Origin of the sequence: Pseudomonas sp. UW4 (genome assembly GCF_000316175.1) — a bacterium.
In the GTDB taxonomy this organism is placed as follows: Bacteria; Pseudomonadota; Gammaproteobacteria; order Pseudomonadales; family Pseudomonadaceae; genus Aquipseudomonas; species Aquipseudomonas laurylsulfatiphila.
Window position 1 is genome coordinate 911,617 of sequence record NC_019670.1, and the last position, 17,173, is coordinate 928,789.

A 17,173-nucleotide genomic window follows, 5' to 3' on the forward strand; every position below is an offset into this window, starting at 1 on the left:
ATGCAGTTGATTGAACATTCCGACTCGCCGCGCTACATCCGCCTGCACGAGCGGGATAACGTAGTGATCGTGGTCAACGATCAGGGCGTACCGGCCGGTACCGAATTTGCGGACGGCCTGGTGACCGTGGACTTCGTGCCACAGAGCCACAAGGTCACCCTGGAAGACATTCCCGAGGGTGGCCAGGTGATTCGTTACGGCCAGGTCATTGGCTACGCCTTGCAGCCGATTCCCCGCGGCAGCTGGGTCAAGGAAGATCAACTGCGCATGCCGACCGCGCCACCGCTGGACAGCCTGCCGCTGTCCACCGATGTGCCCGTCGCGCAAGCACCGCTGGAAGGTTTCACCTTCGAGGGATATCGCAACGCTGACGGCACCGTCGGCACGCGCAACATCCTCGGCATCACCACCACCGTGCAATGTGTGACAGGAGTGCTCGATCATGCGGTCAAGCGCATCAAGGCCGAGTTGCTGCCCAAGTACCCGCACGTCGATGACGTGGTAGCGCTGACCCACAGCTACGGCTGTGGCGTGGCGATCACCGCCACCGACGCGTACATCCCGATTCGCACGGTGCGCAATCTGGCGCGCAATCCGAACCTGGGCGGCGAAGCGCTGGTGATCAGCCTGGGCTGCGAGAAATTGCAGGCCGGGCAGGTGATGCACGAGAACGACAGTTCGGTGGATTTGAGCGAGCCATGGCTGTACCGCTTGCAGGACTCCAGCCACGGCTTCACCGAGATGATCGAGCAGATCATGGAACTGGCCGAAACCCGTTTGAAGAAGCTCGATCAACGTCGCCGGAAAACCGTGCCGGCGTCCGAGCTGATTCTCGGCATGCAGTGTGGCGGCAGTGATGCATTCTCCGGCATCACCGCCAACCCGGCGCTGGGTTACGCATCGGATCTGTTGCTGCGTGCGGGTGCGACGGTGATGTTCTCCGAAGTCACCGAAGTGCGCGACGCGATCTACCTGCTGACGTCCCGCGCGCAGACCAAGGAAGTCGCTCAGGAGCTGGTGCGGGAAATGGACTGGTACGACCGTTACCTGGCCAAGGGCGAAGCGGACCGCAGCGCCAACACCACGCCGGGCAACAAGAAGGGCGGGCTGTCGAACATTGTCGAGAAGTCCCTGGGCTCGATCGTCAAGTCCGGCAGCAGCGCAATCAACGGCGTGCTTGGCCCTGGCGAGCGTTTCAAGCGCAAAGGCCTGATCTTCTGCGCGACGCCGGCCAGCGATTTTGTCTGCGGGACGCTGCAACTGGCGGCGGGGATGAACCTGCACGTGTTCACTACTGGTCGCGGTACGCCTTACGGACTGGCCATGGCACCGGTGGTGAAGGTGTCGACCCGGACTGAATTGGCGCAGCGCTGGCCGGACCTGATCGACATCGACGCAGGGCGCATTGCCACCGGCCGCGCATCGATCGAGGAGCTGGGCTGGGAGCTGTTCCACTACTATCTGGACGTGGCCAGCGGCAAGAAGCAGACGTGGGCGCAGCAGCACAAGCTGCATAACGATATCACCCTGTTCAACCCGGCGCCGATCACGTAAGACCGCGTTATCGTTCTTCGCGAGCAAGCCCGCTCCCACAAGGATTGCGCTGAACCTGTGGGAGCGGGCTTGCTCGCGAAGGCGGTCGACCAGACACCGAAGGACTTGGTGGCTTATCATTAGCCCCCTAACGACGCCCACCCCAAGGTCCTCTCCGGCATGCTGGCAATATTCCTCGAAACCCTGAACATCACCGCGCCGGTATTCGCCATGCTGTTTCTGGGTGCGCTGCTCAAGCGCATCGACTGGATCAACGACAACTTCATCCACACGGCGTCGTCCCTGGTGTTCAATGTCACCATGCCGGCGCTGCTGTTTCTGGGCATCCTGCATGCCGACCTGCACGCGGCGTTGCAGCCGGCGCTGCTGATCTATTTCTCCCTCGCGACCCTGGTGGGCTTTGCCATCGCCTGGGGCTGGGCGATCTGGAAGTGTCCGCGGGAAGATCGGGGGATCTACACCCAGGGCGCCTTTCGCGGTAACAACGGGGTGATCGGTCTGGCGCTGGCGGCCAGCATGTACGGCGACTACGGGATTTCCCTCGGGGCGATCCTCGCGGCGCTGGTGATCCTGTTCTACAACACGCTTTCGACCATCGTGCTGGCGGTGTACAGCCCGGTGATCAAGTCCGATCCGTGGAGTATCTGCAAAAGCGTGTTGAGCAATCCGTTGATCCTCAGCGTGATGGCGGCGGCGCCCTTCGCCTATTTCAAGATCGGCTTGCCAGGCTGGCTGGAGACCTCCGGCCAGTACCTGGCGCAAACCACCTTGCCGCTGGCGCTGATCTGCATCGGCGGCACCTTGTCCATGGCGGCGCTGCGCAAAAGCGGCAACATGGCGCTGAGTTCAAGCCTGGTGAAGATGATCGGCTTGCCGGTGCTGGCGACGCTGGGTGCGTGGCTGTGGGGTTTTCGCGGCGCGGAATTAGGGATTCTGTTTCTGTACTTCGGCAGCCCGACCGCCGCTGCCAGTTTTGTGATGGCGCGGGCGGCCGAGGGCAATCATGAACTGGCGGCGGCGATTATCGTGATCACCACGCTGATGGCGGCGGTCACCACCAACGTCGGGATCTTTTTGTTGCAGTGGGGTGGGTGGATCTGACCCTGGAGTTTGTGGCGTTCTTCAGGGCCTCATCGCGAGCAAGCTCGCTCCCACAGGTTTCGTTGTTGTTAATCAAACTCTGTTCACACCGAAGCCCCCTGTGGGAGCGAGCTTGCTCGCGATGGCGCCAGATCAGGCAACCTGAATTTCAATGACTCACTCAGGTTGCTGATAGCTGTCGATCACTTCCTGCGCCGCGCGAAACGCATCGATCGCCGCCGGCACGCCGGCATACACCGCACAATGCAGCAACGCCTCGCGAATTTCCTCCACGGTGCAGCCGTTGTTCAAGGCCCCGCGCACGTGACCTTTCAATTCCTGCGGGCACTTGAGCGCGGTCAGGGCGGCGAGGGTGATCAGGCTGCGGGTTTTCAGCGGCAGGCCTTCGCGATTCCACACGCCGCCCCAGGCGTGCTCATTGACGAAGTCCTGCAGCGGCTGGGTGAACTCGGTGGCGTTGCCCAGTGCGCGGTCGACGAAGGCGTCGCCCATTACTTGGCGACGAACTTCAACGCCGGTTTTTTTATTCTCGGTCATGGGGCTTCCTTCTTATGGTGTTGGCGATGCCAGGCGCGTAGCGACGTGAACAGCAAAAACGCCACCAGCGCCGGCAGGACGAAAAACAGCATCAGGTGTTCCAGCTTGCCGGCCAGTGGCATGCCGGTGGTGAACGACACCACGTGCAGCCCATACGCCAGGTATAAACCCAGAAACAACAGGCCTTCGGCGCGGGTCACCCGGTAGCCGGAGTAGAACACCGGCAGGCAAAGCGCCGCGACGCCGAGCATCACCGGCAGGTCGAAATCCAGGGCATTGGGCGACACCGACAGTGGCGATGGCGCCACCAGTGCAGTAAAGCCGAGCACGCCCAGGAGATTGAACAGGTTGCTGCCAATCACGTTGCCTACGGCGATATCACGTTCGCCGCGCATCGCCGCGATCAACGAAGTGGCGAGCTCAGGCAGTGAGGTGCTGACGGCGACGATGGTCAGGCCGATGATCCGCTCCGACAACCCAAGATCGGTGGCGACCGCAACCGCGGCGCCCAGCAGCAAGTGCCCGGCGTACACCAGCATCACTAGCCCGGCGACGATCATCAGCAGGCTGCTCAGCCATGGCGCTTGCGCATGATGGTCATGGCTCGATACCGGGCGTGCAGAGTGTCGTGACTGGCGCAGCAGCAACCCCAGGTAAATCGCCAGTGCCGTCAGCAGTATCACTCCGTCGAAACGGGTCAGTTCTTCATTCCAGGCGAGTACGAACACCAGCAGGCTGGCACCGATCATCAGTGGAATATCCAGGCGTACCAGTTGCCGGGAAACCCGCAAAGGAATGATCAGGGCGGACAGCCCGAGGGTGACGAGGATGTTGAAAATGCTGCTGCCGATCACGCTGCCGACGGCGATGTCGGCATTGTGCGCCAGGGTCGCCTGCAGGCTGACCGCCATTTGCGGTGCGCTGCTGCCGAGGGCGACGATGGTCAGGCCGATGATCAACGGGCGTATGTGCAACCGCGCGGCAATGCGTACGGCGGCGCGCACCATCAATTCGGCGCCGACAATCAGCAGGAGCAATCCGCTGAGCAATTCGATCACGCTGATCAGGGGTAAATCGGCTAGTCCGAAAATGGTCGGGGCTCCATCGGTCAGTCGTCGAGGGCTTGCACGCGAACCCGCGCGGTGCCGCTGCGCAGCATGCCCAGGCGCTCGGCGGCTTCCTGGGACAGGTCGATCAGGCGGCCACGGGTGTGCGGCCCGCGATCATTGATGCGTACCACGCAGGACTTGTCGTTATTCAGATTGGTGACCTTCACCCGCGTACCGAAGGGTAGCTGGCGATGGGCGGCGGTCATGGAATTCTTGTTGAAACGCTCGCCGCTGGCGGTGCGTTTGCCTTGGTGTTTGGAGCCGTAGTACGAAGCCACGCCGGTTTTGTCGTAACCATGCGGATCGACGGTGTCGGTGCTGGCGCAACCGGCCAGGAGCGAGAGGAGGGCGCATAATCCAAGTAGACGCTTCATTTAAAGCTTCCAAAAACAAATGTGGGAGCGGGCTTGCTCGCGAATGCATTCTGACAGTCAACTTTGTGTTGAGTGCCGAACAGCATTCGCGAGCAAGCCCGCTCCCACAAGGGAAAGGAGCCAGATTTTAGGGCTGGCTCCATCCTCATCAGCCTTCGAGCTTGCTTTTCAGCAGTTCGTTCACTTGCTGCGGGTTGGCCTTGCCTTTGGAGGCTTTCATGGCCTGGCCGACGAAGAAGCCGAACATCTTGCCGCGCTTGGCTTCGTCTGCCGCGCGGTATTGTTCGACCTGCTCGGCGTTGGCCGCGAGCATTTCGTCCAGCACCGCCGAGATCGCGCCAGTGTCGGTCACTTGCTTGAGGCCGCGCTTGTCGATGATCTCGTCCGCGCTGCCTTCGCCGTTCGCCATCGCTTCAAACACCACCTTGGCGATTTTGCCGGAGATGGTGTTGTCCTTGATGCGCAGCAGCATGCCGCCCAGAAGCTCGGCGCAAACCGGTGACTGTTCGATGTCCAGGCCTTGCTTGTTGAGCAGGCTGCCCAACTCGACCATCACCCAGTTCGCCGCCAGCTTGGCGTCGCCGCTGATGCTTGCGACCTTCTCGAAGTAGTCCGCCTGCTCGCGGCTGGTGGCCAGCACGTTGGCGTCGTACGCCGACAGGCCGAACTGCGCCTGGAAGCGCTCGCGCTTCTGCGGCGGCAATTCCGGCAGGGTGGCGCGCACGTCGTCGAGGAAGGTGTTTTCGATCACGACTGGCAGCAGGTCCGGATCAGGGAAGTAACGGTAGTCGTTGGCTTCCTCTTTGCTGCGCATCGGACGGGTTTCGTCCTTGTTCGGATCGTACAGGCGGGTCTGCTGGATCACCTTGCCGCCGTCTTCGATCAGCTCGATCTGACGCTGGATTTCGCTGTTGATCGCTTTTTCGATGAAGCGGAACGAGTTGACGTTCTTGATCTCGCAGCGGGTGCCGAACTCGGCCTGGCCTTTCGGACGGATCGATACGTTGCAGTCGCAACGCAGCGAGCCTTCGGCCATGTTGCCGTCGCAAATCCCCAAGTAACGCACCAGCGCGTGGATCGCCTTGACGTAAGCCACGGCTTCCTTGGCGCTGCGCATGTCCGGTTCGGAAACGATTTCCAGCAAAGGCGTGCCGGCACGGTTCAGGTCGATGCCGCTGGCGCCGCTGAATTCTTCGTGCAGGCTCTTGCCGGCGTCTTCTTCCAGGTGCGCGCGGGTGATGCCGACACGTTTGACCGTGCCATCTTCCAGGGCGATGTCCAGGTGGCCCTTGCCGACGATCGGCAATTCCATCTGGCTGATCTGGTAGCCCTTGGGCAGGTCCGGGTAGAAGTAGTTTTTACGGGCGAACACGTTGTGCTGGCCGATCTCGGCGTCAATCGCCAGACCGAACATCACCGCCATGCGCACCGCTTCCTGGTTCAGCACCGGCAGCACGCCGGGCATGCCCAGGTCTATCAGGCTGGCCTGGGTGTTCGGCTCGGAACCGAAGGTGGTGGAACTACCGGAAAAGATTTTCGACCGGGTGGTGAGCTGGGTGTGAATCTCCAGCCCGATCACGACTTCCCATTGCATGTGTGTCTCCTCAGAAGCCGGTTGGGGTGCGGGTGTGCCAGTCAGTGTTGAGCTGATACTGGTGCGCAACGTTGAGCAAGCGGCCTTCCTGGAAATACGGGGCGAGCAGCTGCACGCCAACCGGCAGACCGTCGACAAAACCGGCCGGCATCGACAGGCCCGGCAGGCCGGCGAGGTTGGCGGTAATGGTGTAGACGTCTTCCAGGTACGCAGCGACCGGGTCGCTGTTCTTGGCGCCGAGCTTCCAGGCCGGGTTCGGCGTGGTTGGGCCGAGGATGATGTCGACCTCATTAAAGGCCGCCATGAAGTCGTTCTTGATCAGGCGACGGATCTTCTGCGCCTTGAGGTAGTAGGCATCGTAGTAACCGGCGGACAGCGCGTAGGCACCGACCATGATCCGGCGCTGCACTTCCGCGCCGAAGCCTTCACCACGGGAGCGCTTGTACAGGTCTTCCAGGTTTTTCGGGTCCTCGCAGCGATAGCCGAAGCGCACACCGTCGAAACGCGACAGGTTGGAAGAGGCTTCCGCCGGGGCGATCACGTAGTACGCAGGAATCGCGTGCTGCATGTTCGGCAGGCTGATTTCCTTGATCACGGCGCCGAGCTTTTCCAGCTCCTTGATGCTGTTGTGGATCAGTTCGGCGATGCGCGGGTCGAGACCGGCGCTGAAGTATTCCTTCGGCACACCGATGCGCAGGCCTTGCAGCGAGCCGTTGAGGCTGGCGCTGTAGTCCGGCACGGGTTCATCGATGCTGGTGGAGTCGTTCGGATCGAACCCGGCCATACCTTGCAACAAAATCGCGCAGTCTTCGGCCGTGCGCGCCAACGGGCCGCCCTGATCGAGACTGGAGGCGTAGGCGATCATGCCCCAGCGCGAAACACGACCGTACGTCGGTTTCAGGCCGGTGAGGTTGGTCAGGGCCGCCGGCTGACGGATCGAACCGCCGGTGTCGGTGCCGGTAGCTGCCGGCAACAGACGAGCGGCAACCGCCGCCGCCGAACCACCGGACGAACCGCCCGGCACGTGTTCCAGGTTCCACGGGTTTTTCACCGCGCCGTAGTAGCTCGACTCGTTGGCCGAACCCATGGCGAATTCGTCCATGTTGGTCTTGCCCAGGGTCACGGCCCCGGCGGCAGCCAGCTTGGCGACGACAGTGGCGTCGTACGGTGCTTTAAAGTTGTCGAGCATCTTCGAGCCGCAACTGGTGCGAATGCCCTGGGTGCAGAACAGGTCTTTGTGGGCGATCGGCGCGCCGAGCAGGGCGCCGCTCTCACCATTGGCCCGGCGGGCGTCAGCGGCTTTCGCCTGCGTCAGCGCCAGGTCTTCGGTAAGGCTGATGAAACTGTTGAGCTGTGGATCGAGCTGGGCGATGCGCGCCAGCAGGACTTTGGTCAGCTCTTCGGAGGAAAACTTTTTATCGGCGAGTCCGCGGGCGATCTCGGCCAGAGTCAATTGATGCATTGCAGGCTCTTTCCCTTTAGTCGATGACTTTCGGAACCAGGTACAGGCCGTTTTCGACCGCTGGTGCGATGGACTGGTAGGCCTCGCGGTTATTGGTCTCGGTCACGACGTCCGCGCGCAGGCGCTGGCTTGCTTCCAGCGGGTGGGCCAGCGGTTCGATACCGTCGGTATTGACCGCCTGCATTTCGTCGACCAGCCCGAGAATGCTGTTGAGGGCCGAAGTGATGTGTGGAAGATCGGCATCATTGAGGCCCAGACAGGCCAGATGAGCGATTTTTTCCACGTCGGAGCGTTCTAGCGCCATTGGGATTCTCCAGTGGAAAACAAAACGGACCGCGTCCGTGTGTTAGATTGTCGGAACACTACCGCACTTCTACGGTCATAAGGCCGCGATTGTGGGGCTTGGTGCACAGAAAAGCGTCCAATTTAACATATTGGCGCCTTGCCCAAAATCCCTGTCGTTGTTAGAGTTTGCCGCACTTTTTTACCCACGCGTTGCCTAGGGTCCCTTTCCCATGTTCAAGAAACTGCGTGGCATGTTTTCCAGCGATCTTTCCATTGACCTGGGCACTGCCAACACCCTTATTTACGTGCGCGAGCGCGGTATCGTCCTGAATGAGCCCTCCGTTGTGGCCATTCGGACACACGGTAACCAGAAAAGTGTCGTTGCTGTCGGCACCGAAGCCAAGCGAATGCTCGGCCGTACTCCGGGCAACATTGCTGCCATTCGTCCGATGAAGGACGGCGTGATCGCCGACTTCAGCGTATGCGAAAAAATGCTGCAGTATTTTATCAACAAGGTTCACGAAAACAGCTTTCTGCAGCCTAGCCCGCGTGTGTTGATCTGCGTTCCATGCAAATCCACCCAGGTTGAGCGTCGCGCCATCCGCGAATCGGCCCTTGGCGCCGGTGCCCGTGAAGTGTTCCTGATCGAAGAGCCAATGGCCGCTGCGATCGGTGCCGGCCTGCCGGTTGAAGAAGCCCGCGGTTCGATGGTCGTGGATATCGGTGGCGGTACCACCGAAATCGCGCTGATCTCCCTGAACGGTGTGGTTTACGCCGAATCCGTCCGCGTTGGCGGCGACCGCTTCGACGAAGCGATCATTACCTACGTGCGCCGCAACTACGGCAGCCTGATCGGTGAATCCACCGCCGAGCGCATCAAGCAGGAAATCGGCACGGCCTACCCGGGCGGCGAAATTCGCGAAGTCGACGTTCGTGGCCGTAACCTGGCCGAAGGCGTTCCACGCGCATTCACCCTGAACTCCAACGAAGTGCTGGAAGCTCTGCAAGAGTCCCTGGCAACCATCGTTCAGGCCGTGAAAAGCGCCCTGGAGCAATCGCCTCCGGAACTGGCTTCCGACATCGCCGAGCGCGGCCTGGTACTGACCGGTGGTGGCGCCTTGCTGCGTGACCTGGACAAGTTGCTGGCCCAGGAAACCGGTCTGCCGGTGATCGTTGCCGAAGACCCGCTGACCTGCGTTGCTCGCGGCGGTGGCCGTGCATTGGAAATGATGGATAAACACACCATGGACCTGCTTTCCAGCGAATAAGTCGCCGGATCGCCTCTATGCTGTTGAGCGCGCAGGCGGCACTTTGCAGTGCTGCCTGTTCGCGTTTATCTTCTGTCAGTCTGCATCCAGGCCGGATTGCTGTCGTATGAATAAACAGAACATTTGCCTGGGAGGAGCGGCTTATTAAACCGCTTTTCACCAAGGGCCCTTCACTGGGCGTGCGCCTGTTGGTGCTGGTCGTGCTATCGGTCGCGCTGATGGTGGTCGATGCCCGTTTCAGTCTGCTCAAGCCTGCACGCAGCCAGATGTCGCTGGTGCTGATGGACGCCTACTGGATCACCGACCTGCCCGGACGACTCTGGGAAGGCGTTGCCAGTCAGTTTGGCAGCCGGACCGAACTCGTCGCCGAAAACGAGAAACTCAAGACCGAGAACCTGCTGTTGCAGGGGCGCATGCAGAAGCTTGCCGCCCTGACCGAGCAGAACGTTCGGCTGCGTGAGTTGCTCAACTCTTCGGCACTGGTCAACGAGAAGGTCGAAGTGGCCGAGTTGATCGGCATGGACCCCAACCCCTTCACCCATCGCATCATCATCAATAAAGGTGAACGCGACGGCGTGGTCCTCGGTCAACCGGTACTCGATGCCCGTGGCCTGATGGGCCAGGTGGTCGAGTTGATGCCCTACACCTCCCGCGTCCTGCTGCTGACCGACACCACCCACAGCATTCCGGTGCAGTTGAACCGTAACGGTTTGCGGGCGATCGCCAGTGGCACCGGCAACCCGGAGCGCCTCGAGTTGCGACATGTGGCCGATACCGCCGACATCAAGGAAGGCGACTTGCTGGTCAGCTCCGGTCTCGGCCAACGTTTTCCGGCCGGGTACCCGGTGGCGACGGTCAAGGAAGTGATTCACGATTCCGGCCAGCCGTTTGCCATTGTCCGAGCCGTTCCAACCGCCGCCTTGAACCGCAGCCGCTACCTGCTGCTGGTATTCAGCGACAACCGGACTGCCGAAGAGCGCGTCAACGCTGCCGCCCAGGCCCAGGAAAGCCTGGATGCACAGGGCGGTGGGCCGACCATTCCGACGACGGTTCCGAAAGTGGTCAGCCCCGCGGTCCCCGCCGCACCGGCCGCTGCACCGGCGATACCTGCTACGGCGGCGCCTGCAGCGACTGCCCCCGCCAAACCAACCACCACGCCAGCCAAGCCTGCGGCCACGCATCCTGCGGCGGCTAAACCGCCGGCGGCGCAACCCGCTGCCGCGAAGCCTGCCGCCAAACCGCCAGTCTCCGCGCCGGCCACTCCAGTGGGGAGAGAATAATGGGCGGTGTAAAAGCATCCCGAAACGGCTGGATAGTCTGGCTGACGTTCGCCGTCGGTCTGCTGCTGAGCGTTTCACCTCTGCCGCAATTCATGGAAATCCTGCGCCCGCTGTGGCTGGCCTTGTTGCTGGCATTCTGGGCGCTGAACCTGCCGCAGACCGTCGGGATGGTGACGGCGTTCTGCCTGGGGCTGGCTGAAGACGTGCTCTACGGTACCTTGCTGGGTCAGAATGCCTTGATCCTGACGCTCATCACCTATCTGGTGCTGGCGCTGCAACAACGCTTGCGGATGTTCCCGATGTGGCAGCAGAGCCTGGTGATCCTGGTGATCTTCGGCCTCGCCCAGCTTGTACAACTCTGGCTCAGTGCCTTGACCGGTAATCGTCAGCCGACGCTGGCGCTGGTGCTGCCGGCACTGGTCAGTGCATTGCTCTGGCCCTGGATCAGTTTCGGTTTGCGCGGATTGCGTCGACGCTACAAAATCAATTAATTCGCTCAGGCATTAGACAGGGAGAGGTCTTGATGAAACGGTTGTACCTCGCCTCTGGCTCGCCACGCCGGCGTGAATTGCTCACGCAGATCGGCGTTCCGTTCTCCGCCGTCAGTGCGGACATCGATGAAACTCCTATAGATCAAGAATCCCCGTCGGCCTATGTCGAGCGTCTGGCGCGCGGCAAGGCCGAGGCCGGGCGTGGCAGCGTAGTGTCTGACGAGCCGTTCTGCGTGCTCGGTGCCGACACCGCCGTGGTGCTTGATGGAAAAATTCTCGGCAAACCGGTTGATCAAGCGGATGCCTGCGCCATGCTGATGATGTTGTCAGGGTGTGAGCATGAAGTCCTGACCGCGATTGCGGTACTTGATGGCGAGCGTTGCGAATCCCGGGTTGTCACCAGTCGCGTGCGTTTTCGGGATATCAGTCGCGATGAAGCCGTGGCCTACTGGGCCAGCGGTGAACCACAGGACAAGGCGGGCGGTTATGGCATTCAAGGACTGGGTGCGGTGTTTGTCGCCGGGCTCAATGGAAGTTATTCAGCGGTGGTTGGACTGCCGCTTTGCGAAACCGCGGAACTGCTCGGCCATTTCGGCATACCCTGTTGGCAAACCCGGAACGCACACCAAGCAACGTTCTGAACAGATGCGGCCATTATCGTGAACATGCCTGAACGAGACCCTGCCATGAGTGAAGAGATCCTGATCAACATCACGCCGATGGAGTCGCGCGTGGCGGTGGTCGAAAACGGTGTCCTGCAAGAGGTCCACGTCGAGCGTACGCAAAAGCGCGGAATCGTCGGCAACATCTATAAAGGCAAAGTCGTGCGGGTATTGCCGGGGATGCAGGCGGCATTCGTCGATATCGGCCTGGACCGTGCGGCGTTCATTCATGCGTCGGAAATTTCCCTGCGTGAAGGCCCGGCGGTCGAGAGCATCAGCGCACTGGTGCACGAAGGCCAGAGCCTGGTGGTGCAAGTGACCAAGGACCCGATCGGTTCCAAAGGCGCACGCCTGACCACTCAGCTGTCGATCCCTTCGCGCTACCTGGTGTACATGCCGCGCACGGCCCATGTCGGGATTTCCCTGAAGATCGAAGACGAAGCCGAGCGCGAACGTCTCAAGCAAGTGGTCACCGATTGCGTGGCCAAGGAAGGTATCAAGGAGGCCGGCGGTTTCATCCTGCGTACGGCAGCCGAAGGCGCCGGCGCCGATGAAATCCTCATGGACATCCGCTACCTGCGAAGGCTCTGGGATCAGATCAGCGCCCAGATCAAAACCATCAGCGCGCCCAGCGTGATCTACGAAGACCTCGGTCTGGCGCTGCGCACCCTGCGTGACCTGGTGAGCCCGAAAATCGAGAAGATCCGCATCGACTCCCGGGAAACTTTCCAGAAGACCACGCAATTCGTCGCCGAATTGATGCCGGAGATTGCCGATCGTCTGGAACATTACCCGGGCGAGCGGCCGATTTTCGACCTGTATGGCGTCGAAGACGAAATCCAGAAGGCCCTCGAACGCAAGGTCCCGCTCAAGTCCGGCGGATATCTGGTGGTCGATCCGGCGGAAGCCATGAGCACCATCGACGTCAATACCGGGGCGTTCGTCGGCCATCGCAACCTCGAAGAAACCATCTTCAAGACCAACCTCGAAGCCGCGACGGCCATCGCCCGTCAATTGCGCCTGCGCAACCTCGGCGGGATCATCATCATCGACTTCATCGACATGGAAGATGAAGAGCACCAGCGCCAGGTGCTGCGCACGCTGGAGAAGCAGCTGGAACGCGATCACGCCAAGACCAACATCATCGGTATCACCGAGTTGGGCCTGGTACAGATGACCCGCAAGCGCACCCGCGAAAGCCTTGAACAGGTCTTGTGCGAGCCTTGCAACGCCTGTCAGGGCCGCGGCAAGCTCAAGACGCCGGAAACCGTGTGCTACGAAATTTTTCGCGAAATCCTGCGTGAGGCTCGCGCCTATCAGGCGGAGGGCTATCGTGTATTGGCAAACCAGAAAGTTGTCGACCGCCTGCTCGACGAAGAGTCGGGCAACGTCGCCGAGCTGGAAGGGTTTATCGGGCGCACCATCCGTTTCCAGGTCGAAACCATGTATTCCCAGGAACAATACGACGTGGTGCTGCTCTGAAGCGTTTCGTTGTGATTTTTCGAGAATGGCTGGCCTCAGCTTTTTGCAAAACTTTTGCCATGAGGGCCATCTGACATGGACCGTCTGACACGCATTTTGGCCGCACTGACCCGCTGGGGTCTGGGCCTGTGCGCGTTGGTTTTGGTGCTGATGGCGCTCTACGTCAGCCTTGGCCGGGAGCTGACTCCGCTAGTCGCCGAGTACCGTGCCGAAATCGAGACCAAAGCCAGCGATGCCTTGGGCATGCCGCTGCAAATCGGCGAACTGGAAGGCAACTGGCGTGGATTCGCCCCCCTATTGATGGCGCACGACGTGACCGTCGGCGAAGGCGCCAATGCCCTGCACCTGGATCAGGTGCGCGCGGTGCCTGACCTTTGGGCCAGTCTGCTGGCACGTGAAGTACGCATTGCTCATCTGGAACTCAGCGGCCTGAAGATCAGCGTCAAGGAGGGCGACGACGGTCAATGGGCGCTCGAAGGTTTGCCGGTGCAACAGGATCAACCGATCGATCCGCAACAGTTGCTCAATCGCATGCAGATGATCCAGCAACTGTCGGTACTCGACAGCCAGGTGACCTTGCAGCCGTTTGCACAGTCGCCGCTGACCCTGACCTATGTCGGCCTGAATCTGAAAACCGGTGCGTCACGGCAGCGGCTAGACGCCCGCCTGACCCTGCCCGACGGCCAGCCCGTGGCCATGAGCCTGCGTACCCGCATTCGAGCCAGTCAATGGCAGAACGGTGAAGCCGAGTTCTACCTGAGCCTGCCGCAAAGCGACTGGTCGAAGTGGCTGCCCGAGCGCGTCAGCCAGCAATGGAATTTCTCCGAGATCAAGGCCGGCGGCGAGCTGTGGCTGACCTGGGGCAAAGGTGTCTTGCAAAGCGCTGCAGTGCGCTTGAACGCGCCACAACTCAAGGGCGCCTACGCCGAGCGCAAGCCGATCCAGATCAACAACCTGGCGCTCAATGGTTACTTCCAGCGCAGTGCCGAAGGCATGCAGGTGACCCTGGATTCCCTGGCAATGAACCTCGGCGACGTCCGCTGGGAAACGCATTTGCAGCTCAAGCAAAGCGCCGCAACCGACAACACCGAAGAGCTATGGCATCTACAGGCCGACCGGGTCGACCTGACCCCGCTCACGCCGCTGCTCAATGCCCTGGCGCCGTTTCCGAAAGGCTTTGCCACCGTTGTCGAGCGGCTCAAGGTGAAGGGCGGACTGCGCAATGTATTGATCGACGTGCGGCCCAATGCCACCGACGACAGCAAGTTCAGCTTTGCCGCCAACCTCGACCAGGTGGGCTTCGATGCCTATCACGGTGCGCCGGCGGCGCGAAATGTCAGCGGCAGCATCAGCGGTGACCTGGGGCACGGCGAACTGCGTATGGACAGCAAGGATTTCATGCTGCACCTGGACCCGATTTTCGCCAAGCCATGGCAGTACATTCAGGCCAATGCGCAGCTGACCTGGAAACTCGACAAAGAAGGCTTCAGCCTGATTGCTCCGTATCTGAAGGTGCTGGGCGAGGAGGGCAAGATTGCCGGTGACTTCCTGATTCGCCTGCATTTCGATGACACCCAGGAAGACTACATGGACCTGCGGGTTGGCCTGGTCGACGGTGACGGTCGCTACACCGCCAAATACCTGCCGACAGTCCTCAGCCCGGCGCTGGATGAATGGCTGCGCACGGCGATTCTCAAGGGCGCGGTGGATCAAGGTTTCTTCCAGTATCAAGGGTCGCTCAACCACGGTGCCGCAGACGTCGATCGCAGCATCAGCCTGTACTTCAAGGTTCACGATGCCGAACTGGCCTTCCAGCCGGGCTGGCCCCATGTCAGCAAGGTCAGCGGCGATGTGTTTGTCGAAGACAGCGGCGTGCGGATCCTGGCCAGCAAAGGCCAGTTGCTCGACACCCAGGTCAGCGATATTTACGTCAACATTCCCCATGTGCCTGCCGGGCAGAACGTTCATTTGTTCCTCGATGGCGGATTTGCCGGTGGTTTGGGCGATGGCCTGAAAATCCTTCAGGAAGCGCCGATAGGCACCGGGGCGACTTTTGCCGGCTGGGAAGGCGAGGGTGATCTGACAGGCAAGTTGAAGCTGGATATTCCGCTGGCAAAAGGCGAGGAACCGAAGATCCTCGTCGACTTCAAGACCGCCAAGGCACGCTTGAAACTGGCCGAACCGGTGCTGGAGTTGACCCAGCTCAAAGGTGACTTCCGTTTCGATAGCGCCAAAGGCCTGAGCGGGCATAACATCAGCGCCCGGGCATTTGACAAGCCGGTCACTGCACAGATTTTTGCCGATGGCAGCCCGGGTAAGCTCAATACCCGGGTGGCCGCGTCGGGCCAGGTCGAGGTCAAGAAACTGACCGACTGGCTGAAGGTGACCCAGCCTCTGCCGGTGAGCGGCGTGATCCCTTATCACCTGCAACTGACCCTCGATGGCCCCGACAGCCAATTGCTGGTCAACTCCAACCTCAAGGGCGTGGCGGTCGATTTGCCTGCGCCCTTCGGCATGGCCGCCGATGCCGGGCGCGACACGACGTTTCGCATGACGTTGCAGGGCGACGAGCGGCGCTATTGGGTCAACTACGGGGATCTGGCGAGTTTCACGTTTGCGGCCCCGGCCAGCAATTTCGCCGACGGTCGCGGGGACTTGTTCCTCGGTGGCGGCGAGGCCGTGTTGCCGGGCACCAAAGGCCTGCGGGTACGGGGCGTGTTGTCCGAGCTGGACGTAGGCCCGTGGAAGGATCTGATCGATAAATACGCCGGGCAGGACCCCGGCGGCAGCGCCAAGCAATTGCTCAGCGGTGCGGATTTCAAGGTGGGCAAGCTCAGCGGTATCGGCACCACGCTTGATCAGGCTTCGATCCAGCTGGCGCGCAAACCCTCCGCCTGGGCGCTGCAACTCGACAGCGAGCAGATCAAGGGCAGCGCCAACCTGTCCGACTCGAAGGCCACGCCAATCGCGATCAATCTGCAAACCGTGCGCCTGCCGGCACCGGACCCGACCGTACTGGCTGATGAAAACTCGCCGGATCCGCTGGCGTCAGTGGACCCGACGAAAATCCCCGCGATGGACATCACGATCAATCAGTTATTCCAGGGCCAGGATCTGGTCGGTGGCTGGTCGCTGAAGGTTCGCCCAACGCCCAGAGGCATTGTGTTCAACTCGCTGGATCTGGGACTCAAGGGCATGCTGCTGGTGGGCAGTGGTGGCTGGGAAGGCGTACCCGGCGCCAGCAACAGCTGGTACAAGGGCCGCATCAGCGGCAAGAACCTGGCCGATGTGCTCAAGGGCTGGGGGTTTGCGCCGAGCGTCACCAGCCGGGACTTTTATATGGATGTCGATGGCCGCTGGCCCGGCTCGCCGGCGTGGGTGGCGACCAAGCGTTTCTCCGGCTCGCTCGATGCGACACTCAATCAGGGCCAGTTCGTCGAAGTCGAAGGCAGTGCCCAGGCCCTGCGGGTGTTTGGTTTGCTCAACTTCAACTCCATCGGCCGGCGGCTGCGCCTGGACTTTTCCGACCTGTTCGGCAAAGGTCTGAGTTATGACCGGGTCAAGGGGCTGCTGGTCGGGACGAATGGTGTGTATGTCACCCGTCAGCCGATCCAGCTGACGGGGCCATCGAGCACCATCGAACTCGACGGCACGCTGAACATGGTGGCCGACCAGATCGATGCGAAACTGATGGTGACCTTGCCGGTGACCAATAACCTGCCGATTGCCGCGCTGATCGTCGGTGCGCCGGCGGTCGGCGGGGCACTGTTCCTGATCGACAAGCTGATCGGTGACCGGGTCTCCCGTTTCGCCAGTGTGAAGTACAGCGTCAAAGGGCCGTGGAAAGAACCGAAAATCACCTTCGACAAGGCTTTTTGAAAACCATCCTTCGGGCCTATGGAGTAGCATGGCCATTGCGGCTCGCCCCTCCCCTGTAGGAGCGAGCTTGCTCGCGATGAGTTTGAATGCGACGG

General features: G+C 61.2%; 14 protein-coding genes. 8 read left to right on the forward strand and 6 right to left on the reverse strand.

Annotated elements, in window-relative coordinates; genetic code table 11:
- On the forward strand, window positions 1-1,554 hold the full coding sequence (gene garD / locus PPUTUW4_RS03860) for a galactarate dehydratase (RefSeq protein WP_015093481.1): 1,554 nt from the start codon (window positions 1-3) through the stop codon (window positions 1,552-1,554).
- Between the two features lie 159 nt (window positions 1,555-1,713).
- Complete coding sequence (locus PPUTUW4_RS03865; protein WP_015093482.1) at window positions 1,714-2,655, forward strand: AEC family transporter; 942 nt, start codon at window positions 1,714-1,716, stop codon at window positions 2,653-2,655.
- A 156-nt stretch (window positions 2,656-2,811) separates the two neighbouring features.
- Here PPUTUW4_RS03865 and PPUTUW4_RS03870 read toward each other — a convergent pair whose 3' ends face one another.
- From PPUTUW4_RS03870 to gatC, 6 genes are all read right to left on the reverse strand, one after another.
- Window positions 2,812-3,192 (reverse strand): carboxymuconolactone decarboxylase family protein, encoded by a 381-nt coding sequence (locus tag PPUTUW4_RS03870; protein ID WP_015093483.1) that lies wholly within the window; start codon window positions 3,190-3,192, stop codon window positions 2,812-2,814.
- Window positions 3,189-4,250 (reverse strand): calcium/sodium antiporter, encoded by a 1,062-nt coding sequence (locus PPUTUW4_RS03875; protein WP_015093484.1) that lies wholly within the window; start codon window positions 4,248-4,250, stop codon window positions 3,189-3,191. The genes PPUTUW4_RS03870 and PPUTUW4_RS03875 overlap by 4 nt, the downstream gene beginning before the upstream one ends.
- A 50-nt stretch (window positions 4,251-4,300) precedes the next feature.
- Window positions 4,301-4,675 (reverse strand): septal ring lytic transglycosylase RlpA family protein, encoded by a 375-nt coding sequence (locus tag PPUTUW4_RS03880; RefSeq protein WP_015093485.1) that lies wholly within the window; start codon window positions 4,673-4,675, stop codon window positions 4,301-4,303.
- A 148-nt stretch (window positions 4,676-4,823) separates the two neighbouring features.
- The gene (gatB, locus tag PPUTUW4_RS03885; protein ID WP_015093486.1) at window positions 4,824-6,269 is read right to left on the reverse strand and encodes an Asp-tRNA(Asn)/Glu-tRNA(Gln) amidotransferase subunit GatB; all 1,446 of its coding nucleotides are present in this window, start codon (window positions 6,267-6,269) and stop codon (window positions 4,824-4,826) included.
- A gap of 10 nt (window positions 6,270-6,279) precedes the next feature.
- Complete coding sequence (gene gatA / locus PPUTUW4_RS03890; RefSeq protein WP_007976467.1) at window positions 6,280-7,731, reverse strand: Asp-tRNA(Asn)/Glu-tRNA(Gln) amidotransferase subunit GatA; 1,452 nt, start codon at window positions 7,729-7,731, stop codon at window positions 6,280-6,282.
- Between the two features lie 16 nt (window positions 7,732-7,747).
- The gene (gene gatC / locus PPUTUW4_RS03895; RefSeq protein WP_007976465.1) at window positions 7,748-8,035 is read right to left on the reverse strand and encodes an Asp-tRNA(Asn)/Glu-tRNA(Gln) amidotransferase subunit GatC; all 288 of its coding nucleotides are present in this window, start codon (window positions 8,033-8,035) and stop codon (window positions 7,748-7,750) included.
- A gap of 211 nt (window positions 8,036-8,246) precedes the next feature.
- Here gatC and mreB point away from each other — a divergent pair, with 211 nt between their 5' ends.
- The 6 genes from mreB (at window position 8,247) to PPUTUW4_RS03930 (ending at window position 17,078) form a co-directional block, all read left to right on the forward strand.
- On the forward strand, window positions 8,247-9,284 hold the full coding sequence (mreB, locus tag PPUTUW4_RS03900) for a rod shape-determining protein MreB (protein ID WP_015093487.1): 1,038 nt from the start codon (window positions 8,247-8,249) through the stop codon (window positions 9,282-9,284).
- 143 nt (window positions 9,285-9,427) lie between these two features.
- On the forward strand, window positions 9,428-10,564 hold the full coding sequence (gene mreC / locus PPUTUW4_RS27605) for a rod shape-determining protein MreC (RefSeq protein ID WP_083884531.1): 1,137 nt from the start codon (window positions 9,428-9,430) through the stop codon (window positions 10,562-10,564).
- Window positions 10,564-11,055: a rod shape-determining protein MreD gene (gene mreD / locus PPUTUW4_RS03915; protein ID WP_007970244.1), complete on the forward strand. Its 492-nt coding sequence runs from the start codon at window positions 10,564-10,566 to the stop codon at window positions 11,053-11,055. Before mreC ends, mreD begins: the two co-directional genes overlap by 1 nt.
- A gap of 32 nt (window positions 11,056-11,087) precedes the next feature.
- Window positions 11,088-11,696 carry a Maf family protein gene (locus tag PPUTUW4_RS03920; RefSeq protein ID WP_015093489.1) on the forward strand — a complete coding sequence of 203 codons (609 nt, stop codon included), beginning with the start codon at window positions 11,088-11,090 and terminating at the stop codon, window positions 11,694-11,696.
- A 45-nt stretch (window positions 11,697-11,741) separates the two neighbouring features.
- Window positions 11,742-13,199, forward strand: a complete 1,458-nt coding sequence (gene rng, locus PPUTUW4_RS03925; protein ID WP_007970246.1) for a ribonuclease G — start codon at window positions 11,742-11,744, stop codon at window positions 13,197-13,199.
- A 75-nt stretch (window positions 13,200-13,274) separates the two neighbouring features.
- On the forward strand, window positions 13,275-17,078 hold the full coding sequence (locus PPUTUW4_RS03930) for a YhdP family protein (RefSeq protein ID WP_015093490.1): 3,804 nt from the start codon (window positions 13,275-13,277) through the stop codon (window positions 17,076-17,078).
- The last annotated feature ends 95 nt before the right edge of the window (window positions 17,079-17,173 follow it).

Coding starts and splice junctions, on each gene's coding strand:
- garD (WP_015093481.1), top strand. CDS start 1: ATGCAGTTGATTGAACATTCCGACTCGCCGCGCTACATCCGCCTGCAC.
- PPUTUW4_RS03865 (WP_015093482.1), top strand. CDS start 1,714: ATGCTGGCAATATTCCTCGAAACCCTGAACATCACCGCGCCGGTATTC.
- PPUTUW4_RS03870 (WP_015093483.1), bottom strand. CDS start 3,192: ATGACCGAGAATAAAAAAACCGGCGTTGAAGTTCGTCGCCAAGTAATG.
- PPUTUW4_RS03880 (WP_015093485.1), bottom strand. CDS start 4,675: ATGAAGCGTCTACTTGGATTATGCGCCCTCCTCTCGCTCCTGGCCGGT.
- gatB (WP_015093486.1), bottom strand. CDS start 6,269: ATGCAATGGGAAGTCGTGATCGGGCTGGAGATTCACACCCAGCTCACC.
- gatA (WP_007976467.1), bottom strand. CDS start 7,731: ATGCATCAATTGACTCTGGCCGAGATCGCCCGCGGACTCGCCGATAAA.
- gatC (WP_007976465.1), bottom strand. CDS start 8,035: ATGGCGCTAGAACGCTCCGACGTGGAAAAAATCGCTCATCTGGCCTGT.
- mreB (WP_015093487.1), top strand. CDS start 8,247: ATGTTCAAGAAACTGCGTGGCATGTTTTCCAGCGATCTTTCCATTGAC.
- mreD (WP_007970244.1), top strand. CDS start 10,564: ATGGGCGGTGTAAAAGCATCCCGAAACGGCTGGATAGTCTGGCTGACG.
- PPUTUW4_RS03920 (WP_015093489.1), top strand. CDS start 11,088: ATGAAACGGTTGTACCTCGCCTCTGGCTCGCCACGCCGGCGTGAATTG.
- rng (WP_007970246.1), top strand. CDS start 11,742: ATGAGTGAAGAGATCCTGATCAACATCACGCCGATGGAGTCGCGCGTG.
- PPUTUW4_RS03930 (WP_015093490.1), top strand. CDS start 13,275: ATGGACCGTCTGACACGCATTTTGGCCGCACTGACCCGCTGGGGTCTG.